The following is a 26548-nucleotide window of genomic DNA, read 5'->3' as shown; positions in this document are numbered from 1 at the left end:
CCTCAGTCTATCCTAGCTTTTTGTTCATAGATAAGCTTCCAAAAGATTAATCCAGCACTTCACTATCAAAAATATGGGCACGCTCCAAGTATGCTCTCAGAGGGATGAAGGAAGCGCCTGTCCAGAAGGATGAATCGCCGACGAGCTCAGCAGCGTCATCACGTGCCTGCTCCATCACTTCGAAGTCCGCCATCATGTCGGCGATGCGGAACTCCGGCAGCCCGCTCTGCTTCGTGCCGAAGAAGTCCCCCGGCCCGCGCAGCTCTAGATCGCGCCTGGCAATCTCGAAGCCGTCGGACGTTTCGGTCATCGCCTTCATGCGTTCCTTGCCGACCTCCGTCTTCGGGTCGGCGATGAGCACGCAAAAGGACTGGTGCTCGCCGCGTCCAACCCGCCCGCGCAGCTGATGCAGCTGCGACAGGCCGAAGCGGTCAGCGTCGTAGATGACCATCAGCGTGGCGTTAGGCACGTCCACGCCAACCTCGATGACCGTGGTCGACACCAGCGTCTCCACGGTCCCTTCCTTGAATGCACGCATGATCGCTTCCTTCTCCTGCGCGCTCATACGCCCGTGCAGCAGGCCGATCCGCATATGCGGAAAATGCTGCTGCAGCTGAATATGGACGTCGATGGCATTCTGCACGTCCAGCTTGTCCGACTCTTCGATGAGCGGACAAATCACATACGCCTGCCGGCCGGCCGCCACCTCACGCTGGATAAAGCCCAGCACACGCTCCAACATAGCGTGCTGGACGGCATACGTCTTGATCGGCTTACGCCCTTTGGGCAGCTCCCTCAGCGTCGACACATCCATGTCGCCGAATGCGGTAATCGCCAGCGTTCGCGGAATCGGCGTCGCCGTCATCGTCAGCACGTCGGGGTTCATCCCCTTGCGCCGCAATATGCTGCGCTGGTTCACCCCGAAACGGTGCTGCTCGTCCGTCACGACCAGTCCCAGCTGACGGAAGTAGACGTCCTCTTGAATGAGCGCGTGCGTCCCGACCAGCACGTTAATCATGCCCATCTGCAAGGAGGCGAGCAGATCCCGCCGTTGACGGTCCGTCGAGCTGCCTGTCAGCAGCGCAACCTGCAGCCCGTAGGGCTCGAACAAGCGGTCCAGCGAGCGCTTATGCTGCTCCGCCAGGATCTCTGTCGGCACCATCAGCGCACCTTGGTAGCCGGCCTTGACCGTCGCGTAGAGGCCTATGGCCGCGACGATCGTCTTCCCTGCACCGACATCGCCTTGCAGCAGCCGGTTCATGCTGTACGGCTCCTGCATATCGTGCAGGATCTCGCCCACGACCTTCTTCTGCGACTCCGTCAGCTGGAAGGGCAGCGCGCGCACGAAGGCGCGTACAGCAGGCAGGTCGAGCTGCTGCTTCACCCCGTCCGCGCGGCTTCGCGTCACGGCGCGGTAAGCCTGCAGCTTGAGCTGGAACAGGAACAGCTCCTCATACACCATGCGCCTGCGCGCCTGCTTGCCTTCCTCCACACCGCTCGGCGTGTGGATGACAGCCAGCGCCTTGCTGCGCGGCATAAACCCGTACCTACCGGTAATTCCCCCCGGTAGTACTTCACTGACCATGCCGCTGTACTGCGTCAGCGCCTGCTGAATCGCTTTACGCATCCACTTTTGCGTAATCGAGCCTGCAACCGAATAAACCGGCTGAATGGTGCCGGTATTCGAATCGCCTTGTCCGGGGAACTCGGAATCGGACACGCTCATTTGCCTCCGCTTGCCATCCCATTTGCCGGTCAGGATAATCTCCTGCTGCGGGCGCAAGCGGTCTTTCAAAAAGTGGCGGTTGAACCACACCGCCGTCAGGAGAAAGTCGTCGACCATCACCTTGCAGGAGAGTCGCGATTTGCCGCTGTAGCGCTGTAGCACCGGCTCCCCGATGATATACCCCTTCACGGTGACACGGTCGCCGTCTTTCACGCTGGCGATATCGCGCACAGTGTAATCCTCATACCGGAATGGCACATACTCCAGTAAATCCATAACCGTAAAAATGCCCATGGCGTTCAGCTCAAGTGCTTTTTGAGCGCCGACTCCATGGACTTCGCGTACGACAACTTGATTTAAATCCATCACTTACACCGCACTGACGAACGCAGCGATCGTACCGGGTCCAGCGTGTGCGCCAATGACAGGCCCCAGTGTAATATAGTCCACATCCTGCACCTCGAATTGCTGCATAATGACTTCACGCAACAGCTCAGCGCCTTCCAAATTGTTCGCATGAGCAATGTGTAGAGACGGAATGCGGCGATTCGGCACATCCGCTGCGAGCAGCTCCAGAATGCGCGCGATCGCTTTCTTTTGCCCCCGAACCTTATCAATAGCCGCCACTTCTCCCTCACCATCTATCGAGAGAATAGGCTTAATATTCAGCAAAGAACCGAATAATGCCGACGCTTTGCCGATTCTTCCGCCTTTTTGCAGAAATTCAAGTGTATCTACGAGAAAATATATGTAAAAGTTCTCTCTAATCGTTTGTACCAGCTCTATGATTTCAGCTGCACTTTGCCCGGCTTGAGCGGCTTTCGCTGCAGCGACAACAAGGGCGCCGATCCCATAGGATGCGGAGCGGGAATCAACCACATGAACCTTGCCGGTAGACTCCTCCAACATCGTGGAAGCGAGCAAAGCCGACTGGTATGTTCCGCTCAGTGCAGAAGATAAATGAATGGAAATGATTTCCGTATTCGGCTCTTCAAGCAAACTCTGATATAAGCCTAGAAACTCCGCAGGAGACGGTTGTGAAGTTCTAGGAAAATGAGGTGACGAGGTCAGCTTAGGATAAAACTCCTCGGATCGCAGCGTCACCGCATCCAAAAATTGTTCATCTCCAAAATGAATCTTAAGCGGCACCATCTCAATGTTAAGCTCTTGTCTAAGAGCCAAAGGTATGTCGGCCGTGCTGTCCGTTACAATACGAATCTGTGTCAACAGGGCTCACTCCATTTCCCGAATTTAATCCACTGTGAGGATGATCGTTTACTCTACAGAGAACAGGTACGCGTACAATGGCTGCCCGCCAGGGTGAAGCTCGACTTCAATTTCGGGATAAACCGCCTGAATGAAGGCTTCCAGCTCTTCTGTCTCTGCGCTCACGGCATCTTCTCCGGTGAGGATGGTCACGATCTCGCTGCCTTCATCAATCATCTCTTCGAGCAGCTTTTTACAAGCATCCATCAGACTTGGCTGTGAAGACACAATCCGGCCATCTTGAATACCGATAAAATGCCCCTGCTTGATGTCAATGCCGTCCATATTCGTGTCACGCACCGCGTACGTCACTTGACCGGACTTCACACGGCGAAGGGATTCGTTCATCGCTTCCGTATTCGTTTGGGCATCGGCTTTCTCTTGGAACGCCAGAATGGCTGCAAGACCTTGGGGAATGGATTTGGATGGAATCACGATCAACGTTTTGTCGACCAGATCAGCTGCTTGCTGCGCTGCGAGGATAATGTTGGAGTTATTCGGCAGCACATAGATCGTTTCCGCATCAATGCTGTTAACCGCATTCACGATATCCTCTGTGCTTGGATTCATGGTCTGTCCGCCGGACAATACGACATCAACGCCTACACTGGACAAAATCTCCGTAATGCCCTCGCCCAAAGCGACTGCAACGAATCCATACGCCTTGCCCGGTGCTGCCTCTGTTACAGCAGTCGACACAGGAGCCTCATAGCCTTCCGTGGTCATCTCTTCCAATATATGTGAATGCTGATCGCGCATATTTTCAATTTTGATACGGCTCAGAGCGCCGTAATTCATCGCCTGGTTCATGACTTCGCCTGGGTATTCGGCATGAATATGCACCTTGACCAGTTCGTCATCGGCAACGACGAGTAAAGAATCTCCTAGTTTGCTAAGCTGGTCGCGGAACCTGCCTTCATCGAAAACATGCCCTGCTACCTTGCCAGGTTCAATCGTTAGCATGAATTCCGTACAATAACCGAATTCAATATCTTCCGTAGCCAAATGCGCCTGCGCCGGAAGATGTGCGTGGACTTCTTTGGCGAGGTTCAAACCGGGAACGACGGAAACCGTATCGAGTCTTGTATCCATCATCGCGTAGTCTTCTTCTACCTGAAGCAAACCGCCGTTTAATGCGGTGACAAAGCCTTCATACACGCAGACAAGCCCTTGGCCTCCTGCATCTACCACGCCAACCTGCTTGAGCACAGCAAGCTGCTCAGGTGTTCTAGCGAGGGCTTCGTTCGCCTTGCTCAACACTTCCTGCATCAGTTCGAGCACATCGCCGCCGCGTTTATACTGCGTGGCATGTTTGGCCGCTTCTTTGGACACTGTCAGAATCGTGCCTTCTACCGGCTTCACGACAGCCTTATACGCTGTCTCAACGCCTTGCTGCAACGCAGCCGCGAATTGCTGTGCATTCACATTCTCAAGATCGTGCACATGCTTCGCGAATCCGCGAAACAGCTGTGACAAAATAACCCCGGAGTTACCCCGGGCGCCCATCAGTAACCCTTTGGACAATGCATCAGCTGCTTTCCCAATATGAGAGGATGGCTTCTTTTTCAGTTCCTCACAACCAGCGGTGAGTGTTAAATTCATGTTGGTGCCGGTATCTCCATCGGGTACAGGGAAAACGTTCAAACCATTAACCTTGTCTACATTTCGGCGAAGGTTATCCGCACCCGCCAAGACCATGGCAGTGAAGTCATTTCCATTTATTGAAATAAAGCGCTTACTCAAAGTGATTCCCCTTCCTGGTTATCGGGCTTTTATTTGGCTACACGAACGCCTTGAACAAAAATGTTCACATCGTCCACATGAAGCCCTACAACATCGTTCAAAATATATTTGACTTTCGTTTGGACATTGCCGGCAACTACGGATATTTTGGTTCCATAGCTGACAATAATATAAAGATCAATCTCGAGTCGCCCGTTCTCCCGACGAACTTCGACACCGCGGCTTAAATTGTCCCGTCCCAGCAGTTCTGCTATTCCGTCTTTTAATTGCTTTCTGGTGGCCATGCCAACAAGTCCATAACAATCTAACGCAGCGGATCCCGCCAGAGTTGAAATCACTTCATCGGTAATATACACTTTTCCAAACTCGGTTGTGAGTTCAATTGGCATTATCTAACAACTCCTTCATGTTTCACATTAGCGACTAACTATGTAAGTATTCCCATTCCAGCTTTGCTTTAGCAAAGTTGACGCCAAAAACGTCAATGACTATGTATTCGGAAAGGTGGGCTAATCTTCATTGTACTATAACATACTTCATAAATAAACGGCAAAAAAGAAGGTAATTCGTTGACTCTGCTCCTTTTGCTATGCTATTATGTTTAAGTGTGTTTTTGCTGGTTATTACAAGAATCGCAAGAAGCAAAGTCTAAATTTGAGGAAAGCTGTCATGTCAAGCTTAGGCTTGCCACCCAGGCTGCTTTGTATACTGCCGAAGGAGGTGTCAAACATGTCCCGCAAATGTTTCGTTACAGGTAAAAGTCCTAAATCAGGAAACCACGTGTCCCACGCTAACAATAAAAATAAGCGTACTTGGGGAGTTAACGTTCAAAAGGTTCGCATCCTCGTTGATGGCAAACCGAAACGGGTTTACGTAAGTGCTCGTGCGTTGAAGTCCGGTAAAGTGGCTCGCGTTTAATTTTCGGATACTTATACTTTATGTAAAAAGACAAAAAGCACCTTCCGGTGCTTTTTTTGCATTTCTGGGGAATTCGGACTTCGTATGTGTTAGCCAACTTAGTTTTTGCTAAACGTATTAAGCACAGCTTTCACGAATCCACCCAAAAATTTTGGTAGCTTGATTGTGTAGAACTTCATTCTCTACCCCTCCTTAGAGTTTAGCCAGTAAACGGACGCATGCCCGAAGACCGACTTCGACTTCGTGAGCACTAACATCATTACAACAGTATATGCCCCGGTCGTGAAAAAGTACCTTCTATTTTACTTTCTCCGATCTATTCGCTTCCAGAAAGCAAAAAAAGCTACAAGAGCGCATCGCTCTTGTAACTATATGTATGCAGCTAGGGTGCAGTTATACCCATCTGCGTGTATAGGGCATAAATTAAGCTGAAGATGAAATACAAGATCACGGCAATCACGATAAACCAAATCCGAAATCCGAGTCCCTCAAACCGACGGAAGAAACGCATCCCCAGATACAAGGCACCGAGTGAAAAAATATACTTCGTAAAATCGTGTATGTTAGAAAAACACGCAAGAAGCACGGCGCATACCAGACTGTACAGAAACAGCCAGAGAAATCTCATCGTCCCGCTCCCCTCTACCCCCGAATTCGTCTAATTGCATCGGCGCGGTCGGACTGGCCAAATACAGCATTTCCGGCGACGAGCACATCGGCTCCCGCTTCGACCACCTGGCGAGCCGTGACTTCGTTAATACCGCCGTCCACCTCAATGTGAAGACCGCTCAGGCCCTTGGCGTTTGCTTGATCGCGCAATGCGCGGATTTTGCTAAGCATGCCTGGAATGAACGCTTGTCCGCCAAAGCCAGGATTGACGGTCATAATAAGCACAAGATCCAGATTCTCATCAAGCACGTGTTCAATAAGCGAAATCGGAGTTGCAGGGTTAAGGACAACCCCTGCTTTGACACCGCTTTGCTTAATCAGATGAAGCGTGCGATGCAGGTGCGTACAAGCCTCTACGTGCACGGAAATGAGGTCAGCGCCCGCTTTAACAAAGTCAGGAATATAGCGGTCAGGCTGCTCGATCATCAAATGTACATCCAGCGGCAGCTTCGTCACCGGACGTATAGCTTCAACAACAAGTGGTCCAATCGTAATATTGGGCACGAAATGGCCATCCATGACATCTACATGGATCCAATCCGCTCCGCCAAGCTCGGCGTCTTTAATCTCTTCACCTAGTTTAGCGAAGTTTGCTGATAAAATTGAAGGTGCTACGTGTACCATTCGTTCCTAATACCTCCTCTTCCGATCCTTGATTTCCCCTAAAAATAACAAGTAATGATCATAACGCGAAGCGGCAATCGTTCCTTCGGCCACCGCATCACGAACTTTGCAATCCGGCTCATGCAGGTGCAAACAACCCCTGAACCGGCAGCCCTCCGCTACCTCAGCGAACTCTTTGAAGCAGCTGCTAAGCCCTTCGGCGTCGACTTCCATGAAATCCAGCTGACTGAATCCCGGCGTATCTGCAACAAGCCCGCCATTGTTCAATGGAAGCAGCTCAACATGGCGGGTGGTATGCTTCCCTCTGCCCAAACGTTGAGAGATCTCATTGGTCTCCAAGTTACGGCCGCTAATCATTTCATTGAGCAAAGAGGACTTGCCTACACCGGACTGCCCCGCGAATACGCTGACCGCGCCTTCCAGATGTTGCAGAATCGATTCCACACCCTCTTTCAGGCGAGAACTCGTCTTCAGCACAGGATAACCGATGCCCTCATACAGCTTCGTAATCCGCTCCAACTCCGCAACGGTCATTTCTTTCGAGCCGGCAGCGTCATGGTTCTCTGACAATAAGTCACTTTTGGTGAAGCAAAGGACAACTTCGATGCCTGTATGTTCAATATGAACAAGAAATTTATCTAGCAGCTGTAAATTCAGAACAGGCTCCGTAACGGAGAAAACAAGCACAACCACGTTCACATTGGCAATCGGAGGACGAATCAGTTCCGAAGAGCGGGGCAGGATTTCAGTAACGGTTCCTTCCCCATTCTCCGTTTCCTCAAAGACGACCCGATCCCCGACAAGCGGCGTAATCTTCCTGTTCTTGAACACGCCTCTGCCGCGACATGTAATCATATTGGCATCCTGGAGCTCCGCCCCTTCGGGCAGAACATAGTAATAACCGCTCAAAGCTTTAACAATCATTCCTTGCGGCATTAATTTGTGCCTCCAGTTGGTGGTTTAGAGGCAGCCCCGCCTGATTGGCCTTGCCCATTGCCATTGTTGCCAACCGGAATAGCCGGCCCGTTGTTTTGCTGTTTAGGCGATGACGAAGGCGAGACGCTAGGGCTCGGCGAGACGGTCTTACCGTTCTTTTGATCTAAATAATCTTGATAGGTACGCGTAATGGAGTTAACCAAGTTGTCTCCCTCTTTAATCAGGATGACGGCTTTCTTATCCGGAGAAACAATGACTTTGACATCCAGGTTTTGAGGCTTCGACACTTTTTCCGTCTTGTATTCGAAGTTCTCGTACTGCGCATCGCTTACGATGATTTTAAACTCGGAATCCTTGCCCTCCGTCGTCGGTTTCACAGGGACGCTAACCGTCACTTGTCCGGCATCCTCCGGCAACCCGTCGCTGATGATCAGCGAGATTTCGAAACCGACAGAAACATCCGTGTCTTTATCATACGGAAACTGCTTGATGACTTTCCCTTTGGCAACCTTGTAGCTTTTCTCGCGTGTAATGCCGTTCGCAGGAAGCTTAAGGTTCAGCTTGGTGATTTGCGCCTTCGCTTCAGCCTCCGTCATGCCGACGAGATCCGGCATTTTGAAGGTTTCCTTCGCTTTGCTTACGACAAAGGTAATCGCTGCTTTATCCAGCTCAAATTCTTCCCCGACTAGCGGCGTTTGCTTCAGGATCGTATCCGGCGGATCATCTGTCGTCGTTTGCGTGAACGTAATCTGACTATCGTCAATCCCGAGCGCTTCCAGCTTCAGCTTGGCGTCTTTGAGCTGCTGTCCGATGTAGCTTTCCATCTTGATCTTGGGAGCGCCTTTACTAACGTATAGCGTCACCTTGGTGCCTACGTTCATTCGCATGCCGCTAGGATTTTGACGGATGACCGTATCTTTAGGCGCTTTGCTCTCCTGATCATACTCTACCGTAAAACCGAGTTTGGCGCTGGTCAGTTCGGCTTCCGCCTGCGTTAACGTCTTGTTCACCACGTCCGGCACCTCGACCGTTTCAATGGTGAACATCCCTTTCACATAGCCGACCGCGTACCACATAGCGCCAAGGATCATCAGCAAAATGACGATCCATACAAGCGGCTTAATCCAGCCCTTCCCCTTCTTGGGAGCAGCTTCCTCGCGCCAAGCAGGCTTCTCCGGTTCGTCGTCGTCATCATCGAAGCTCGCAAGCTGATCCGCACGAATGGCCGGCATTACCAAGGTACGCTCCTCGTCCATGCCGTCGGCATCCCAAAAAGCCACTTTCGCTTCATTCCGGCGATCCGGGTTTAAACACGTATCAAGATCCGCCATCATCAGCTTCGCAGACTGGTAGCGTTCATCGGGCTTTTTGCGCATGGCCTTCAGAATGATGTTTTCCACACTCTGAGGAATGAGAGGATTAACTTTACGAGGATCTTCCACATCTTCCTGCAAATGCTTCAAAGCTACGGAAATCGGACTTTCCCCAAGAAACGGAAGGCGGCCCGTCAGCATTTGATACATCACGATACCGAGGGAGTACAAATCGGATTTTTCGCCGGTATTCGTACCTTTCGCGTGCTCCGGCGAGAAATAATGCACAGAACCGACAACGGCTCCCGTTTGCGTAATCGTGGAAGACGTAGCGGCCCGTGCGATACCGAAATCCGTCACTTTGACACGGCCGTTTTTACCGATCAAAATATTGTGCGGCTTAATATCGCGGTGAATAATTTCATTATGATGAGCGTGATCGAGCGCATCTGCAATTTGGCTGGCGTAATGAACAGCGTCTTCCACCTGCAGCGGTGCTCTCTCCTTAATTAAATCATTCAAAGTAGTGCCTTCTATGTATTCCATAACAATGTAATGCACATCTTCTTCTTGTCCCACGTCATAAATACTGACGACATTAGGATGAGAAAGGGAAGCGGCTGCTTGAGCTTCTCTGCGGAAACGACGAATGAACTCTTCGTCATGCACATACTGCTGTCGCAGTACTTTTACAGCCACTTTACGATTTAATAAAAGATCATGCCCTTTATAAACTAAAGCCATGCCGCCTCCGCCAATACGGTCTAGAATTTCATAGCGGCCCCCAAGCTTTCTACCGATCAATTCCCATCACCCCTTTTTTCGTCCGAATCAGGATCGTGCGCAAGTAAAACAACCGTTACGTTATCGTCTCCACCTTCATCCAGCGCGCTTTGAATCAATTGTTTCGCAGCAGCATCCAGCTCGGCATGCGATTTGACGATTCGTAGTATATCGCCGGAATCCACTAATCCGCTTAAACCGTCGGTGCAGATCAGAATGGTATCCCCAGGCCGCCACGAATACTCGTATAAATCCACCTCTACGCTAGGCTCTGTGCCTAACGCTCGCGTAATCCAATTACGGCGGGGATGATGATCGGCTTCTTCAAGGGTGATCTGCCCGTTCTTCACAAGCTCATACACCAGGGAATGATCTTCCGTTAGCTGAGTAATCGACTCCCCGGCAATTTTGTAAGCACGGCTGTCGCCAATGTGACCGATGATCAGCAGCTCTTGCGAAGCGATCACGGCGACAACGGTCGTCCCCATGCCATGATAACTTTCTTGTCCGGAGGCAAACTCATAAATTTTCTCATTCGCCTTCTCGATCGCTTGCTTCAGCACTTGCTTACAAACGTCAACGGGCATTCCCCAATGAATGGATTGCAGTTCGTTACTGATCATATCAATTGCCATTTGGCTGGCAATATCGCCAGCCTGGTGTCCCCCCATACCATCAGCGACAATAGCCAAAGAAAGGCCATTCAGCTCATGCTGTATGGCGGCGCGGTCCTCATTCACTAAACGGACTTTACCGATATCGGTACGGCTTACCATCTTCATCCTGATCTCACCTCATGACTTGCTCTCCATATGCTTCGCGCGCAGTTGTCCGCATGCAGCAGCGATGTCACTGCCTTGTTCACGGCGTATGGTGGCATTAATTTTGGCCTTTTCAAGAATACGTTGGAAGGTGAAAATATCGTCCCTAGGCGTACGTTTGAAATCCCGTTCGGCCACGAAATTCACAGGAATCAGGTTCACGTGGCTAAGCGGCATATCCTTCAATACCTTCGCCAATTCTTCTGCATGTTCAGCCTGATCGTTCACTTCCCCCATGAGGGCATATTCGAACGTAATGCGTCTGCCGGTTTTGGCAATGTAATACTTACAAGCTTCGATCAAATCAACGAAAGGAAACCTGCGATTGACCGGCATCAGTTTCGAACGGAGCGTATCGTTCGGAGCATGGATAGAAATCGCCAAGTTGACTTGTAGATTCTCATCTGCGAACTTGTAAATGTTCGGCACAATCCCGCTTGTCGAAACCGTGATGTGACGCTGTCCAATGTTCAAACCTTTCGGATGAATCATAACGCGCAAGAAATTCATCGTCGATTCATAATTCTCAAACGGCTCGCCGATTCCCATAATCACGATGGAAGAAATGCGCTCCCCCGTCTCATCCAGCAGCTTTTGAGCTTTCACGACTTGAGCCACAATTTCCCCCGGTCTCAAATCCCGCTTAAGACCACCCAGCGTAGATGCGCAAAATGTACAGCCAACCCGGCATCCTACTTGCGTAGTGACGCAAATACTGTTGCCGTAGTTATGCTTCATGACGACCGTCTCAATCGCGTTCTTATCTTCAAGTTCAAATAAGAACTTGACGGTACCGTCCTGGGACTGATACTTTGCGATCTCGGACAGCGTAACGAATTCAAACTGATCCTTCAGTTTGTCGCGCAGCGCCTTCGGCAAGTTGGACATTTCGTCAAAGCTGAACACACGCTTGATATACAGCCAGTCAAAAATTTGCCCAGCTCGAAATGAGGATTCGCCGTTTTCTTTCACCCAGCTCTGCCACTCATCCCAGTTTAAATCATATACAAATGGTTTTTCTTTCAAATACGGTTTATTAGACACTATTTATCACAACCTGTTGTTATTTGTTCCAGCTTTATTGCTAATCCTGTCTATTTTATCACAAAGCGGGGCCGAACACACATCCCCCTCTGTGGGCTAAGCACGTTTGCGCAGCCGGGCAATGAAAAAGCCGTCCGAATGGAATTGCTGCGGCAAAATTTGCACCATGCCGGCTGCAGCAGCCGCCGGGTCAACGCTCGCAAAAGCTTCCGCCGGCAGCGGCTCGAGCTCGAAATCGCGATGCTCCGCGAGGAAACGCTCCACCATGCCGGCGTTCTCCGCATGCTCAATTGTACACGTGCTGTACACCAGCACGCCGCCAGGCCTCAGCAGCCGATGGACACGGCTTAAGATTGCGTACTGCAACTCGCTGATCGCATCGATCTCAGCTTCCTGCTTCGCCCACTTCAAATCGGGCTTGCGGCGAATAACGCCTAGACCGGAGCACGGCGCGTCAAGCAGAATGCGGTCAAACGACTCCGCCGCAAAATGCTCGTCCAGCTTCGCAGCATCCATCACGAGCGTCTGAATCGACGTCAGTCCCAGACGCTCCGCTTGATCTGCGATCAGCTTCTGCTTGTGCTCATGCAGATCACAAGCCCAAATCTTACCGCTATCATCCATCTTCTCCGCGATGTGAGCGGTCTTGCCGCCAGGGGCGGCGCAGCAGTCCAGCACCGTCATGCCTGGACGCGGCTCAAGAGCTTCGGCGACGAGCATGGAGCTCTCGTCTTGAATCGAGAAGTCCCCCTGCAGGAAGCCGGGGGACAAAGCCATGTTACCGGCCCCCTGCACAAGGATGCCGGCCGGGGCCAGCTCTGACGCTTCCGCGCTGAGACCGCTGCCCTGGAGCTGCTCCAGCAGCTCCAGACGGCTGCGGCGCCTCGCGTTCGCGCGAATGCTCACGTGCGGCGGCTCATTGTTCGCCGCACAGATCTGTTCCGTCAGCTCAGGGCCCAGCTGACGGATCCAGCGGCGCACGAGCCACTCCGGATGGGAGTGGCCCAGCGCAATGCGCTTCACGTCGCCGAGCGCAGCCGGGAGCACCAGCTCCGCTTTGCTGCGGATGATTGCGCGCAGCACGCCGTTGACCATGCCCGAGATGCCTTGGTGGCCTCGGCGCTTCGCGATATTGACCGCTTCGCTGACGACCGCATGGTCGGGGATGCGGTCCAAATAATGCAGCTGGTAGAAGCTCAGCCGCAGCAAGCATCTGACCCAAGGCTCCAGCTTCGCGAGCCCTTTGCTCACAAAACGCTCCAAAAAGAAATCAATCGTATTTTTACGTCCGATGGTCCCATACACAAATTCTGTCGCCAGCCCCGCATCAGCCCGTTCCAGCGCATGCTTCTGCAGAACCTGATTGAGCAGAAGATTGCTGTACGATTGATTCTCTTCAACGCGAATCAATACATCCAGCGCCGCTTCGCGGGCAGAATGCTTAACAGCGCTGCTCTTCGCAGCGCCCCCGGAGATTTTTGATGACAGGAGCTTGCGAGCCCCTTGTGTTTGGTTAGATCCATGTTGCGGACGGTTGGGTTTATGCGTTGACAAATCGAATACCTCATTTTTGTTAAGTTATGGCTGATCTTCGCCCACACTGCCGAAAGTCGTACCTGCTGCGATTTGCACGCCGCGAATAAATTCGGAGACGGGCATCGCTTTTTTGCCAGCAGGTTGAATATGAGTCAGCCATAGCGTACCTTCGCCGGTCATCACTTCAATACCGTGCTCGCTGCTGCCTAGAACGGTTCCGGGAGCAGGAGCTTCTGCGAAGCTGCGGCTTGTTGCTTCCTTCGGATTCGCGCTCTCCCAAACCTTCATGACTTCCCCGTTCCAAAGGGTGTAGGCCCCAGGAAAAGGATTCAGGCCGCGCACTTGATTCCAAATCTCCACGGCCGAACGAGACCAGTCAATCAGCTCGTCCTCCCTGCGGATATTCGGAGAGTAGATCGCATCAGCCTCATTCTGCGCGACAGCCTGAATACGTCCTGCCAATAAATCCGGCAAGGTGCGTTTCAACAACTCGCTGCCGGCGATGCTTAGTTTTTGGAACAAAGTCCCCGTCGTATCGGTATCCTCAATTGGAAGCTCTACACGCGAAATCATGTCGCCCGTATCCAGTCCGACGGCCATGTACATGATGGTGACGCCTGTAGTCGCTTCGCCGCGCAGCACCGCATGATGAATCGGTGCTCCGCCGCGATACTTGGGCAGCAAGGACGCATGAATATTAATGCAGCCGTGCTTCGGCAGATCAAGAACGGCCTTGGGCAGAATCTGTCCATAGGCAGCCGTCACAATCAGATCAGGCTTCAGCTGACGCAAAATTTCCACGGAATCCGCTTGGCGCAGCTTCTCGGGCTGCAGCACCGGAATGCCGTGCTTCTCCGCTTCCACCTTCACCGGCGGCGGCGTCAGGACGCGCTTGCGTCCTTTCGGCCGGTCCGGCTGCGTGACAACCGTCGTCACGTTATAGCCTTCCTCCAGAAGAGCCTGCAGGGAAGGTACTGCAAAATCCGGTGTCCCCATGAAAATGATATTCACTCAGAATCTTCCTCTTCATCGCTAGTGTATGTTTTGGTTGCCAGGTCCGTAAACAGAATCCCGTTCAAGTGGTCAATTTCATGGAAAATGCAACGAGCCAACAGCTCAGTGCCTGTAACTTCGATTGGATTTCCGTTGCGATCTTGGCCTTTGGCCGTGACATTCATAGCACGTGTGACATCACCACGAAGACCAGGAATACTTAAGCAGCCTTCCGGTCCGTGCTGTTCGCCGCTGGAAGACACGATTTCCGGATTGACCATTTCGATCAGTCCGCCGTGCTCTTCGCCGCAGTCCATCACAATCACGCGTTTGAGAATACCGATTTGCGGAGCAGCTAGGCCTACGCCCTCTGCCTCATACATCGTGTCTGCCATATCGTCGAGCAATTTATGCAGATTGGAATTGAATTTGGTAACTGTGATCGCCTTTTCCCGCAGCACAGGATCTGGATCTTTAACAATAATACGAATAGCCATAACGTGCACCTACCTTTGAGTCTTCTCTATTTGGGATTTCTTACATCAAATATTGCGGGTCAACATCCACACTGATCAGCAGCTTTTCCTTCGATGAGCGCTCTTCAAACCAGGCCACCGTCCGGCCGACAATCTCCGCCGCCTGATCTTCCCCACGATATTTTACCACGCATTGGAATCGATATCTATCTTTGATTCGGGAAATAGGCGATGCGACTGGGCCCAACACGTCCATTTGGAAGGATTGGTCATTGGATACCGCGTCTGAAAACAGGTCCATTTGTTTCGCCTGATACTCACGCGCGATCTCTTTAAGCCTCGTAACAAAAGCTTCCGCAAAGCGTACCAAAAGCGGCACCTGTTCATGTGAAAAAGTAACCAAAATCAAGCGCTGATAAGGCGGATAGCCTAAATTCGCGCGAACATCCAACTCATGATTGGCAAAAGCGATAAAGTCATGCTGGCTTGCGTATTGCACGCTATAATGCTCAGGCGTGTAAGTCTGGACGAACACTTCCCCTTGCTTTTCATGACGGCCCGCACGCCCGGCCACCTGTGTCAGAAGCTGGAAGGTTCGCTCCGCCGAGCGGAAATCCGGGATATTCAGCACGGTATCCGCAGCAATAACCCCCACCAGGGTCACATCGGGAAAATCAAGCCCTTTGGCGACCATCTGCGTCCCCAACAGCACATCCGCTTGCTTCTCGCGAAACATCGTCAGCCACTTTTCGTGCGAACCCTTCTCTGTCGTCGTATCGACATCCATTCGAATGACGCGAATGCCTGGAAATATTTTGCCCAGTTCCTCTTCGACACGCTGCGTCCCTGTGCCAAAATGGCGGATATGCTTGGACTGACAGCTAGGGCATTCGGTTACCTCGCGTTCCGCATAGCCGCAATAGTGGCAGCGCAGCATGCGTGAGCTCTGATGGTACGTAAGCGAAATATCGCAATGCGGACATGTCGAGACATACCCGCAAGTACGGCACATGACGAAAGTCGCATACCCTCGCCGGTTCAGCAGCAAAACAATCTGTTCTTTCTTGTGTAACCGATCTTCAATCGCTTTATACAGCGCCGTGCTGAACATCGAGCGATTTCCGCTTTTCAATTCCTCCCGCATATCGATAATCGCCACAGGCGGCATCGGTCTGCTGGCCACCCTCTCTTTCATCGTCAGCAATCTGTATGGAGGTTCGACCCGATCCCGGCGCCGCCTCGTTTTCTCCAAGCTCTCCAGCGAAGGTGTCGCTGAACCGAGCACAACGACGGATCCCTGCATGCTAGCACGCTTAACCGCTACATCGCGAGTATGATATTTGGGGCTCTCTTCCTGCTTATAAGAAGACTCATGTTCCTCATCAATAATAATAAGTCCTATTTTCGTAAAAGGAGCAAAGATCGCGGAACGTGCGCCGATCACCACTTTCACTTGCTTGCGCGTAATTTTGCGCCATTCATCGTATCGTTCTCCGTTCGACAACCGGCTGTGCAGCACAGCAACCAGATCGCCGAATCGTCCCTTGAAGCGTTCCACCATTTGCGGGGTCAGCGAAATCTCGGGTACCAGCACGATCGCTTCTTTCCCCATATCCAAGCATTGCTGGATGGATTGTAAATAAACCTCCGTTTTACCGCTGCCTGTCACGCCATGCAAAAGGAAGACCTCATGTCGCTCTTCGGCGACAGCATCCCGAATTTCCGCGAAAACACGGCTCTGTTCCTCTGTTAGCGGAAGCGGCTTCGTCCTCACAAAAGCACGACCCGCATAAGGGTCGCGCATGACTTCGACTTCGCGCAGCTCGATCCATCCGCGATCAGCTAAGCTTTTAACCGTTGAAGCGCCTACTTCCACCGTTTCCATCAGCTCCGTCAGCCGAATGGCGTGGGGATGCTCCATCAAATAACGCAGCACTTCCTGCTGCTTGTTGGCTCTCGCCGGAAGCTCGGAAAGCGCCTGCTCCAGCCCGCTGCCACCGGCAGGAGGGAATACCGTCAGCGCCTTCTTCGTGCTCATTCGGTCTTTCACGACCTGCACTTCCGTCAAAATACCCGCGCCAAGCAATTGCTTGATGAGGGCACCGTCGGCAGCAAAACGATCCATTAACGCATCCATCGGAACGGATCCTTTGGATTTAACGAAAGCCACAATCGCTTGTAAATCCGGCATGTCCAGCAACGACTGTTCACCGGATTCCTCGCCAACTTCAATCGCCCGCTCATACTTCGCTTTGAGTGCGGCGGGCAGCATGGCTTGCAGCGCTGTGACTTCATGGCACAAGTACATATGACTGATCCATCTGCCAAGCCTCACGAGCTCATCGGTTAGTGGAGGCACCAAATCCAGGACGTTCTGTATGGGTCTAATCCGTTTCACATCAAGCTGTGTGTCCTCGTGCAATTCCACAACGAAACCTTGCAGCACCCGAGGCCCGAAAGGTACGCCTACACGGCTCCCCACCTCGACCCACTTCCTTAGCGCTGAGGGGACTTCATAATCGAACGCACGGTTCGTTTGTTTCGCAGGAACATCCACAATAACCTTGGCGTACATCAGGACTCCCTCGCCTTAGAGGGTAAACGGTCCGCTGTCAATTCCAGCAGTCTGCGCGCTACATCTTTCTTACTCAGAATAGGCAGCGCTTCTACGAGTCCGTTTCGGTCGAAAATGCGCACCACATTCGTATCCCCGCTAAAGCCCGCCCCTTCCTGCGATACATCGTTCCCGACAATAAGATCACAATTTTTGCGCTTCAGCTTGTCCAGCGCATGCTCATCGAGCCGCTCCGTTTCCGCAGCAAAACCAACGACGAACTGATGCTTTTTCAGCGTACCCAATTCCTGTAGAATGTCTGGATTTTTAATCAGTTCCAGTGTCATCGAATCCGATTTTTTCTTGATTTTTTGATCCGCGATAACCGCAGAGCGGTAGTCAGCGACCGCAGCAGCTTTGATCACCACATGGCTTTCCTCAAAACGGGATAAGACCGCCTCTCTCATATCCAGCGCGGACTGAACAGGAACCAATTCAACACCGGCAGGCACAGGCAATGCGCTTGGACCTGAGACCAGAGTCACCTTAGCTCCCATGCGTACAGCTTCCTCCGCGATGGCATAGCCCATTTTACCGGAAGAATCATTGGTAATATAACGAACCGGGTCAATGCGTTCTACCGTACCTCCGGCCGTCACGAGCACCCGCTGCCCTTCAAGGCGCCGAGTTTCTCCCTTAAAATGCCGCTCAACCGCAGCAAAAATCTCCTCTGGTTCCGCAAGCCGGCCTTTACCGACATATCCGCATGCAAGCTGCCCTTCGCCCGGCTCAATGAAACGTACGCCACGGCTAAGCAACGTCTGCATGTTCATCTGCACGGCTGGATTTGCATACATATGCACGTTCATGGCAGGCGCAATCCAGACCGGTGCGGTTGTTGCGAGCAGCGTTGTACTTAGCATGTCATCGCCAAGACCTAGCGCTATTTTACCGATCGTATTCGCTGTTGCTGGCGCAACAAGCACAAGATCAGCGCTATCCGCCAAGTTAATATGGGAAACAACAGAAGGATCTTTCTCATCAAAGGTATCCACGAATACATGATGACGAGACAAAACTTGAAACGTTAACGGCGCCACGAATTGAACAGCGGACTCTGTCATGATGACGCGGACCACTGCTCCCGCCTGAGTCAGCTTGCTCGTGAGCGCTGCCGCTTTATAAGCAGCAATCCCTCCGCACACGCCAAGCACAATCGTTTTACCCTGCAAAACACTCATGAGTATTCCCCCTTCTATCTGCTATTCTGGGAAAAAAATAACAACCACAAAGGGTTGTTGGGTAAGCGATTTATTTCTCGTTTTCTTTCACTTTCTCGTTCTCTGTCGGCTCGATTTTCTCGTAGCCAATGTAGTGGCCGTAAAGTTCTTCAAGCGCCAGACCAACATGCTTATGAGCTTTGTGGCCTTTCAAGTCTGATTTCGCGCCGTCACGAAGAGATCTCGCTCTTTTGGATGCAGCGACAACCAAGGAATACTTACTGTCTACGATATCTAGCAATTTATCAATTGAAGGATATAACATTTTATTTCACCTCATCTATCCATTGTACGATTTTGGGATACACGCGTTCTTTTTTGCAATGTTCAGCCGTTAGAATCGCTTGTATTTTGGAGCAAGCTGTTTCCACATGATCATTCACAATTGCATAGTCGTAGTGTTCCATTAAACGGATTTCATCAATCGCTATCGACATGCGGCTGCGGATGACTTCGTCGGTTTCTGTACCACGCGTTACAATGCGATTCTCAAGCTCATCCAGCGAAGGCGGCAGCAAGAAAATAAACACGCCTTCGGAAAACTTTTGTTTCACCTGCAAAGCACCCTGAACTTCAATCTCCAGGATGACATCTTTGCCGGAGCGCAGCGTTTCTTCAACAAAACGTCTCGGCGTCCCGTAGAAATTACCTACGTATTCCGCCCATTCCAACACTTCATCCGAATCAATCATCTGTTGGAATTGCTCCCGTGTTTTGAAGAAATAGTTGACACCGTCGACTTCCCCTTGTCTCGGTGAGCGGGTCGTAGCCGATACGGAATACACGATATCCGGAGAGCACTTGCGCAGCGCGGCGCACACGGTACCTTTACCGACCCCGGAAGGTCCGGATAAAACAATCAGAATACCTCTCTCACGCTCAAGAGTGTTCGTATTACTCGTCATGATCATCGTCCTTGTTGGAAAGTCTATGCGCTACCGTCTCTGGTTGTACTGCCGACAAAATCACATGATCGCTGTCCGTGATAATAACGGCACGGGTTCTTCTACCATATGTAGCGTCAATCAGCATGTGACGATCACGCGCTTCTTGAATGATTCTCTTGATCGGAGCCGATTCCGGACTCACAATCGAGATAATGCGGTTCGCCGATACGATGTTGCCGAACCCGATGTTGATTAATTTGATAGCCATTTAGGGCTTCCTCCTCGCGAAGCTCCATGCCGCTTCACTCGATATTCTGTATTTGCTCGCGCATCTTTTCAAGCTCTGCCTTCATCGCAATGACTCTAGCCGTAGGCTCCGAGTGATTGGATTTAGATCCGATCGTGTTCACTTCCCGATTCATTTCTTGAATCAAGAAGTCCAGCTTTCGTCCGACAGGCTCTTTCTCTGAAAGCAATTGATCACATTGCCCAAAATGACTCTTCAGACGAGTCAATTCCTCATCCACATTAGAACGATCTGCGAAAATCGCAATTTCTGTCGCCAGCCTCATCTCATCCACAGGTGTCTGATCCTGCAGGAGAGTCTGAATGCGATTGGTGAGCTTAGCTGCATAATCTTGCACGACTCCAGGCGCTAAAGCTTCCAGCTCCGTATGGATCCGTTTCAGCTCAGCCAGACGCTCACGAATGTCCTGTTCCAGAAATGCTCCTTCTCGCATCCGCATATCGGATAATTTGGCAACGGCCTCCTGCAAGCAGGCGCACAATTCCTGTTCGATCTCCTCGTCAGGCTCCTTGCGAAGCTCCTTCATCTGAATGAGATCCGGTAGTCTTAATAAATCTTTGAGACCGACCTGCTCGGCGTACCCATAGCGCCCCTTCAACTCCTCAGCAGCCTGTAAATAAGCATCTGCCAAAGCAAAGTCGACCGTCACGCTCTTGGTGGAAGCCGCTTCACGTTCCGCTGTAACGAAGACGTCAACGCGCCCTCTCCTCACAGCTTGCAGCACCGTCTTCTTCAAAGCGTCTTCAAAGACCGCCCATTCCTTAGGCATTCGAATCGACACTTCACTATACCTATGATTGACCGATTTCACATCGATAAACACGTTGTATCCCGCAAAAGAACGATTCGCTTGTCCGAATCCGGTCATACTGCAAATCATCCTCATCACATCCATTACCCTATTTTAATTCATTTTGAAAGTGGGTACAAGTGGAAATCATGACGTTTCGACTTTTCCCATACATACTTTGTCAAGTCAACACACATCTCGTACGCTAGAAAAGGGGTCATCAGATAGATGCCATTGAAGTAAGGCATTGCCGCATCCAGCAGCTCTTTGGCAATCTCCACGCCCATCGCGCGGCCTTCTGGACCCTTGAGTCCGCTCATGCGCGTTCTAACTTCATCCGACAACCGGATGCCTGGCACTTCATTATGCAAATACTCCGCGTTCCCGCCGCTTGCGAGCGGTGCTATCCCGATGAAGACCGGTATATTCAAATGCTTGGTCGCTTCGTAAATTTGTTCAATTAGCCTAGCATCGTATACCGGCTGCGTCATAATGTAATCGGCGCCGGCTTCGATTTTGCGTTCCAAACGCTGAACCGCTTTATCCAAATGCTTGACATTCGGGTTAAAAGCAGCTCCGACCACGAAGTTTGCTTTCTGCTTCAGCGGCTTGCCGGAGAACGCAATCCCTTCGTTCAGTTGCTTAATCATCCGAATGATCTCAAAGGATGTCAGGTCATAAACCGAGCTGGACCCCGGGAGATCGCCGAATTTGGCGGGATCGCCGGTCACGGCCAGCACATGGTCGATGCCCAGCGCATGAAGCCCCATGAGATGGGACTGCGTCCCGATCATGTTGCGGTCGCGGCACGCGATATGAATCAACGGACGCGCACCAAGCTTATCCTGCACGAGGTGGCCGAGCGCCAGGTTGCTCATGCGCGTCACCGCAAGTGAATTGTCGGCCATCGTAATGGCGTCGACATGCGCATCCTGCAGGGCCCTGGAGCCCTGCATAAATTTGTCGATGTCGAGATCCCGCGGGGGATCCAACTCGACAATGACGGTTTTGCGCTGCTTCACGATCTCCAGCAGCGAAGGTTTGCCTGCCGGCGGCGCAGGTTTCGCCGGCGCCGGTTCCAGCACGCGCACAGCGCGCGCGGACACCGCCGTGCCCGGCTCAGCCGGCACGTAGTCCTGCAGCGCCTTCGCGACTGCGGCGATATGCTCCGGCGTGGTGCCGCAGCAGCCGCCGATGATGCGCGCGCCGAGATCCGCGAAGCGCAGTGCGCTTTCGGCGAAGTACTGAGGCGTCGCCGCATACGTGTACTGCCCGTCGACGTAGTCGGGCAGCCCCGCGTTCGGGAACGCGGAGAACGGCACGCCGGCCAGCGGCGACAGCTTCTCCATCGAGCGGAGAATCCCGTTCGGACCGACGCGGCAGTTGAAACCGATGACGTCAGCGCCTTCATCGCGCAGACGCAGGAACGCCTCCTGCAGCGGAACGCCATCCTGCGTGCTGCCGGTTCCTTCATTCGCGAACTGGCAGATCACCGGCAAATCACTCATGCTGCGAATGATGCGCAGCGCCAGCTGCAGTTCTTCCAAATCATAGAAGGTTTCGAGCATAAGCCCGTCAACCGGTGAATCCAGAAGAATGGAGATCTGTTCGCGCAGCGACTCTTCGACATCGGCAGTACGTACATTTTTGCGTTTGCCGGCACGGATCGAACCGATCGCTCCAACAACATAAGCGTCTCCTCCGACAACCTTCCGCGCAAGCTCCACACCGGCACGGTTGATCGCTTCAACATCGCCTTCTAGCCCGTACTTAGATAATTTTTCACGGTTAGCCGAAAAGGTATTCGTTTCAATAAGGCGAGCACCAGCCTCAAAATAGCGGCGGTGCACTTCAGCGACCGTTTCCGGTCTGAGCAGATTCAGTTCTTCATAAGAAATGCCTACCGGAAATCCCATCTGATATAAATAAGTCCCCATCGCGCCGTCACCGGTCAAAATATCCCGCTGAAGCGCCGCTCGAAGATCCAGTTTCATCATAATCTCCCCGCTTACTAAAAAAATGTAGTTATAATGTATCACAAATGATGGGAGATATTAAGATAAACCTTTATCAATTATTCTGATACTGTGCTAGTCGAGCGTACCCTGATACACTTCTTCGGCAGGCCCTGTCATATACACGTGATTGTCTTCTTCATTCCATTCGATGAACAAATCTCCGCCTTTCAGCGAAACCGTAGCCTGACGGTCGGTAAGCCCATTAAGAACGGAAGATACCAGCGTCGCGCAAGCACCGGTCCCGCAAGCCAGGGTAGGACCTGCGCCCCGCTCCCAGACACGCATATCCGTAAACGCACGATTCTTCACCGTAGCGAATTCCACATTGATTTTACGCGGGAACATCGGATGTACTTCAAGCTTCGGCCCCCAAACAGCTAGGTCGAAATTAACCGCATCCTCCACATAAATGACACAGTGCGGATTCCCCATTGAAACAGCCGTAAACCGAAACTCTCTTCCGTCCACCTCAATTGGATGATTGATTACTTTGGCCTCATCAACGGTCGTAGGAACTTCAAGTCCTTGCAAAATTGGCTGCCCCATATCCACCCGGACCGTCGCAACTTTCCCCTCTTGCACATTCAGTTGGACTTTCTGCACACCTGCCCCCAAGGTTTCAACCGTAATCTCCGTTGCATCCGTAAGCTTGTGGTCATAAACATATTTAGACACGCAACGAATCGCATTGCCGCATTGCTCAGCTTCGGATCCGTCGGAGTTAATAATGCGCATTTTGAAATCTGCCTTCTCAGAAGGAAGAATGTATACTAAGCCGTCAGCGCCAATGCCAAAGAAGCGATTGCACAGCCGGATCGCGAGCTGATCCACACCGGCAGGCAGTTCTTTTTCACCAGCTATGACAATAAAATCGTTGCCTAAACCATGCAATTTTGTAAATTTCATTGTATTCAGCACTCCAAATGTGTGTTTTAGCCAATATCATAGCGCAAAAATGATTGAATGCATAGCCCTTTCTCCTGTTTTTCGTTCAGCTGAATGCGAAAAGGCCATCCCCAAGGTCATCAAGACCTCTGAGACAGCCTCATATCTAAACTTATCTGAAACTTGCCTTGGATGATGTATAGGAAGCAGGACGAGAGCCTTTCGTACGCTTCGGTGAGAGCACGCTGCCCAGCCCCATAAGAAAGGTCGGGATCCCTGCGGCGATGAGCACGAGAATCCAATCCTTCCATCCAAGAGGAACGGTTTTGAAGATCGGTTGAAGAGTATCCACATACATAACGGCGAGCATCAAAATAAGAGAGGATAATACTGCAAGAACAAGGTAACGATTTTGTAACGGATTGCGGTGAAAAATCGAACGGGAGCTGCGGCAATCGAACACATGGATCAGCTGAGCCATGACCAACGTAGCGAAGGCGACGCTTTGTGCTTTCAATAAAGTTGCGGCATCCGAAGGATCCGCCCGCAGTACGAGCCAGAAGGCCGCCAACGTGCAGACACCGATGAGAATTCCGCGGGAGATGATTTTCCAGCCGAGCCGTCTGGCGAAAATGTTCTCCTTCGAGGAGCGGGGCTTATGCTGCATCAAGTCCTTCTCGGCTTGGTCGACACCAAGCGCCATCGCCGGAAGGCCGTCCGTCACCAGATTCACCCACAGAATTTGGATCGGTACCAGCGGCAGCGGCAGACCTGCCATCATCGCGATAAACATGGTCATAATCTCGCCGACATTGGACGCCAGCAAATACCGGATGAACTTGCGGATGTTTTCGTAAATCCCCCGTCCTTCTTCAATGGCTGCGACAATCGTGGAGAAGTTATCGTCGCTGAGAATCAAGGAAGAAGCTTCCTTCGAAACATCCGTCCCTGTAATCCCCATCGCAATTCCAATGTCAGCCGCTTTAATCGCCGGCGCGTCGTTCACTCCGTCACCCGTCATAGCGACAACATGTCCTTTACGCTGCAAAGCTTTGACAATACGCAGCTTATGTTCAGGGGATACCCTTGCATACACGTAAGTATCATTCACCTTGGCTTCCAGATCCTCGTCCGACATGGAAGCGAGCTGCTGCCCGCTCAAGCTGACGCCACTGCCTTGAATCATGCCAAGCTGTTTGGCTATCGCTTCTGCCGTCGCCTGATGGTCGCCGGTTATCATAATCGTTTTAATGCCTGCTTTGCGGCACTTGGAGATGGCTTCGCGCACTTCTTTACGAGGCGGATCAATCATGCCGGTTAAGCCGATGAAAACCAGGCCATTTTCTACCGTTTCATAGTCGTCGTAGCGATCAGTGCTTTTTAGCTCCTTATAGGCGATGCCAAGCACCCGCAGAGCGGATCTTGCCATGCCTTCATTGGCCGCCATTACTTTTTGCTTTAGCGTAGAAGTGAATGGAATGACTTTGCCATCCCATAGTATGTAGCTGCAGTGCTGGAGCAGTACGTCTGGCGCGCCCTTGGTGCATGCCATGCGTCCATTTTCCGAAGTTACCAGAACAGACATCCGTTTGCGTTCGGAATCGAAAGGGAATTCAGCGATCCGTTTATACTTGTCACTAAGCGACTCTTGCGTAATACCGCTCTTCGCGCTTAGGACAACCAGCGCTCCTTCCGTCGGATCCCCTTTGATATTCCAGACAGAGACGACGTTCTCTTTGGAATCCTTCCCTTTCTTCCGTTTCAGCTCCTGCTTTTCTTCATATAACGTTGCGTTATTACAAAGCACGGACACATGGAGCAGCCTGCTTAATGAAGGGTTTTTGAGCAGATCGGCGTTTTGTCCGCCAATTTGAATGTCCCCTACCGGCGTATAGCCGTCCCCCGTCACTTCCAGCACATCACCGCCAACCCATAAGTGGGTAACGGTCATTTTGTTCTGTGTAAGTGTTCCTGTTTTATCGGAGCAGATCACCGAAGCGCATCCTAATGTTTCAACAGAAGGCAGCTTTCTTACGATCGCTTTGCGTTTAATCATCCGCTGCACGCCAAGCGCCAGAGCTATTGTCACAATAGCAGGCAAACCTTCTGGAATTGCAGCGACGGCCAAACTCACTCCTGCCAGGAACATCGCATACGGCTGTTGTCCGTGCATAATACCGGCAACGACGACGAGAACAGTTAACGCGATTGCGACAATAATCAATATTTTCCCGAGCTGTTCCAGACGGTGCTGAAGCGGCGTTTCCATGGATTCCGTATTTTGAATCAAATCTGCGATTTTACCCATTTCCGTATTCATTCCGATTCGAACGACAACAGCTTTGGCAGTGCCTCTGGAAACCATCGTCCCCATAAACCCTAGATTCCGCTGATCCCCGAGCGGTACTTCATCATGCGCAATCGCTGCTGTTTGCTTACTGACGGCCACAGACTCGCCTGTTAGCGCTGATTCCTCGATATAGACGCCATTCGTCTCCAAGAATCGCACATCTGCCGGAATCCTGTCCCCGCTTTCCAGTAAAATAATATCGCCAGGCACCAAATCACGAGCCGGTATTTGATGAATGGCGCCTTCCCTCCACACGTTCGCATTCGGAGCTGACAATTCCTTAAGTGCGCGTAGCGAACGTTCGGCGCGGAATTCTTGGGTAAAGCCAAGGATGCCGTTCATGACAATAATGACAACGATCGTGATAGCATCTAGATATTCGCCCAGCAAGCCGGAGATCAGAGTTGCCCCCAATAACACCAGCACCATGAAATCTTTGAATTGATTCAATAGCAGCGTAATCGGAGAGACGCGATTGCCTTCAGTCAGCTCATTGCGACCCGCTTCTCCCTGCCGCTTCCAGGCCTCTTCCCAGGGCAATCCTTGCTGCATGTCCACCTGCTGTAACTGCAGGACTTCTTCCGATGTCAACTGGTACCACTTATTCTGACTCATTCGCCCTTCTCCCT

General features: G+C 51.7%; 24 protein-coding genes. 1 reads left to right on the top strand and 23 read right to left on the bottom strand.

What is annotated here, in order from left to right; genetic code table 11:
* Window positions 1-46: 46 nt before the first annotated feature.
* From recG to ACUN27_RS14560, 4 genes are read right to left on the bottom strand one after another with little or no spacing between them, the layout of a single operon-like run.
* A complete protein-coding gene (gene recG / locus ACUN27_RS14575) occupies window positions 47-2095 on the bottom strand; it encodes an ATP-dependent DNA helicase RecG (RefSeq protein WP_326062663.1) in 2049 nt (682 codons plus the stop codon).
* On the bottom strand, window positions 2096-2953 hold the full coding sequence (locus ACUN27_RS14570; RefSeq protein WP_326062662.1) for a DegV family protein: 858 nt from the start codon (window positions 2951-2953) through the stop codon (window positions 2096-2098).
* A gap of 48 nt (window positions 2954-3001) precedes the next feature.
* Window positions 3002-4735, bottom strand: a complete 1734-nt coding sequence (locus tag ACUN27_RS14565) for a DAK2 domain-containing protein (protein ID WP_315951233.1) — start codon at window positions 4733-4735, stop codon at window positions 3002-3004.
* A 29-nt stretch (window positions 4736-4764) separates the two neighbouring features.
* Complete coding sequence (locus ACUN27_RS14560) at window positions 4765-5124, bottom strand: Asp23/Gls24 family envelope stress response protein (protein ID WP_315951234.1); 360 nt, start codon at window positions 5122-5124, stop codon at window positions 4765-4767.
* Window positions 5125-5464: 340 nt separating this feature from the next.
* Here ACUN27_RS14560 and rpmB point away from each other — a divergent pair, with 340 nt between their 5' ends.
* Entirely contained in the window at window positions 5465-5653 is a 189-nt protein-coding gene (gene rpmB, locus ACUN27_RS14555; RefSeq protein WP_127452218.1) for a 50S ribosomal protein L28, read from the top strand.
* Window positions 5654-5751: 98 nt separating this feature from the next.
* Here the strand turns inward: rpmB and spoVM are convergent, their stop codons facing one another.
* From spoVM to ACUN27_RS14460, 19 genes are all read right to left on the bottom strand, one after another.
* A complete protein-coding gene (gene spoVM / locus ACUN27_RS14550) occupies window positions 5752-5832 on the bottom strand; it encodes a stage V sporulation protein SpoVM (protein WP_014652194.1) in 81 nt (26 codons plus the stop codon).
* Between the two features lie 203 nt (window positions 5833-6035).
* Window positions 6036-6281 (bottom strand): hypothetical protein, encoded by a 246-nt coding sequence (locus ACUN27_RS14545; protein ID WP_315951236.1) that lies wholly within the window; start codon window positions 6279-6281, stop codon window positions 6036-6038.
* A gap of 14 nt (window positions 6282-6295) precedes the next feature.
* Entirely contained in the window at window positions 6296-6946 is a 651-nt protein-coding gene (rpe, locus tag ACUN27_RS14540; RefSeq protein ID WP_326062661.1) for a ribulose-phosphate 3-epimerase, read from the bottom strand.
* A 6-nt stretch (window positions 6947-6952) separates the two neighbouring features.
* Entirely contained in the window at window positions 6953-7882 is a 930-nt protein-coding gene (gene rsgA, locus ACUN27_RS14535; protein WP_315951238.1) for a ribosome small subunit-dependent GTPase A, read from the bottom strand.
* Window positions 7882-9999 (bottom strand): Stk1 family PASTA domain-containing Ser/Thr kinase, encoded by a 2118-nt coding sequence (gene pknB / locus ACUN27_RS14530; protein ID WP_315951239.1) that lies wholly within the window; start codon window positions 9997-9999, stop codon window positions 7882-7884. The genes rsgA and pknB overlap by 1 nt, the downstream gene beginning before the upstream one ends.
* Window positions 9996-10760, bottom strand: a complete 765-nt coding sequence (locus tag ACUN27_RS14525; RefSeq protein ID WP_445559074.1) for a Stp1/IreP family PP2C-type Ser/Thr phosphatase — start codon at window positions 10758-10760, stop codon at window positions 9996-9998. Before ACUN27_RS14525 ends, pknB begins: the two co-directional genes overlap by 4 nt.
* 12 nt (window positions 10761-10772) lie before the next feature.
* Window positions 10773-11843 carry a 23S rRNA (adenine(2503)-C(2))-methyltransferase RlmN gene (rlmN, locus tag ACUN27_RS14520; RefSeq protein WP_315951241.1) on the bottom strand — a complete coding sequence of 357 codons (1071 nt, stop codon included), beginning with the start codon at window positions 11841-11843 and terminating at the stop codon, window positions 10773-10775.
* A gap of 96 nt (window positions 11844-11939) precedes the next feature.
* Complete coding sequence (rsmB, locus tag ACUN27_RS14515) at window positions 11940-13397, bottom strand: 16S rRNA (cytosine(967)-C(5))-methyltransferase RsmB (RefSeq protein WP_445559073.1); 1458 nt, start codon at window positions 13395-13397, stop codon at window positions 11940-11942.
* A gap of 24 nt (window positions 13398-13421) precedes the next feature.
* On the bottom strand, window positions 13422-14390 hold the full coding sequence (fmt, locus tag ACUN27_RS14510; protein WP_445559072.1) for a methionyl-tRNA formyltransferase: 969 nt from the start codon (window positions 14388-14390) through the stop codon (window positions 13422-13424).
* On the bottom strand, window positions 14387-14869 hold the full coding sequence (def, locus tag ACUN27_RS14505; protein ID WP_127452205.1) for a peptide deformylase: 483 nt from the start codon (window positions 14867-14869) through the stop codon (window positions 14387-14389). Before def ends, fmt begins: the two co-directional genes overlap by 4 nt.
* 40 nt (window positions 14870-14909) lie before the next feature.
* Entirely contained in the window at window positions 14910-17423 is a 2514-nt protein-coding gene (priA, locus tag ACUN27_RS14500; protein WP_445559071.1) for a primosomal protein N', read from the bottom strand.
* The gene (gene coaBC / locus ACUN27_RS14495; RefSeq protein ID WP_315951247.1) at window positions 17423-18643 is read right to left on the bottom strand and encodes a bifunctional phosphopantothenoylcysteine decarboxylase/phosphopantothenate--cysteine ligase CoaBC; all 1221 of its coding nucleotides are present in this window, start codon (window positions 18641-18643) and stop codon (window positions 17423-17425) included. Before coaBC ends, priA begins: the two co-directional genes overlap by 1 nt.
* 70 nt (window positions 18644-18713) lie before the next feature.
* The gene (gene rpoZ, locus ACUN27_RS14490; protein ID WP_315951249.1) at window positions 18714-18947 is read right to left on the bottom strand and encodes a DNA-directed RNA polymerase subunit omega; all 234 of its coding nucleotides are present in this window, start codon (window positions 18945-18947) and stop codon (window positions 18714-18716) included.
* 1 nt (window position 18948) lies between these two features.
* On the bottom strand, window positions 18949-19587 hold the full coding sequence (gene gmk / locus ACUN27_RS14485) for a guanylate kinase (RefSeq protein ID WP_127452198.1): 639 nt from the start codon (window positions 19585-19587) through the stop codon (window positions 18949-18951).
* On the bottom strand, window positions 19577-19837 hold the full coding sequence (gene remA / locus ACUN27_RS14480; RefSeq protein ID WP_009672664.1) for an extracellular matrix/biofilm regulator RemA: 261 nt from the start codon (window positions 19835-19837) through the stop codon (window positions 19577-19579). Before remA ends, gmk begins: the two co-directional genes overlap by 11 nt.
* Window positions 19838-19871: 34 nt before the next feature.
* On the bottom strand, window positions 19872-20756 hold the full coding sequence (locus tag ACUN27_RS14475; protein WP_157321380.1) for a YicC/YloC family endoribonuclease: 885 nt from the start codon (window positions 20754-20756) through the stop codon (window positions 19872-19874).
* Between the two features lie 29 nt (window positions 20757-20785).
* Window positions 20786-22660, bottom strand: coding sequence for a bifunctional homocysteine S-methyltransferase/methylenetetrahydrofolate reductase (locus tag ACUN27_RS14470; RefSeq protein ID WP_315951260.1), 1875 nt, complete (start codon window positions 22658-22660; stop codon window positions 20786-20788).
* A 96-nt stretch (window positions 22661-22756) separates the two neighbouring features.
* Window positions 22757-23590: a diaminopimelate epimerase gene (dapF, locus tag ACUN27_RS14465; protein WP_315951261.1), complete on the bottom strand. Its 834-nt coding sequence runs from the start codon at window positions 23588-23590 to the stop codon at window positions 22757-22759.
* Window positions 23591-23741: 151 nt separating this feature from the next.
* The gene (locus ACUN27_RS14460; protein ID WP_445559070.1) at window positions 23742-26534 is read right to left on the bottom strand and encodes a calcium-translocating P-type ATPase, SERCA-type; all 2793 of its coding nucleotides are present in this window, start codon (window positions 26532-26534) and stop codon (window positions 23742-23744) included.
* Between the last annotated feature and the right edge of the window lie 14 nt (window positions 26535-26548).

The sequence above is a fragment of the Paenibacillus sp. WC2504 genome, assembly GCF_052682475.1.
This window is presented reverse-complemented; position numbering and strand designations above follow the sequence as displayed.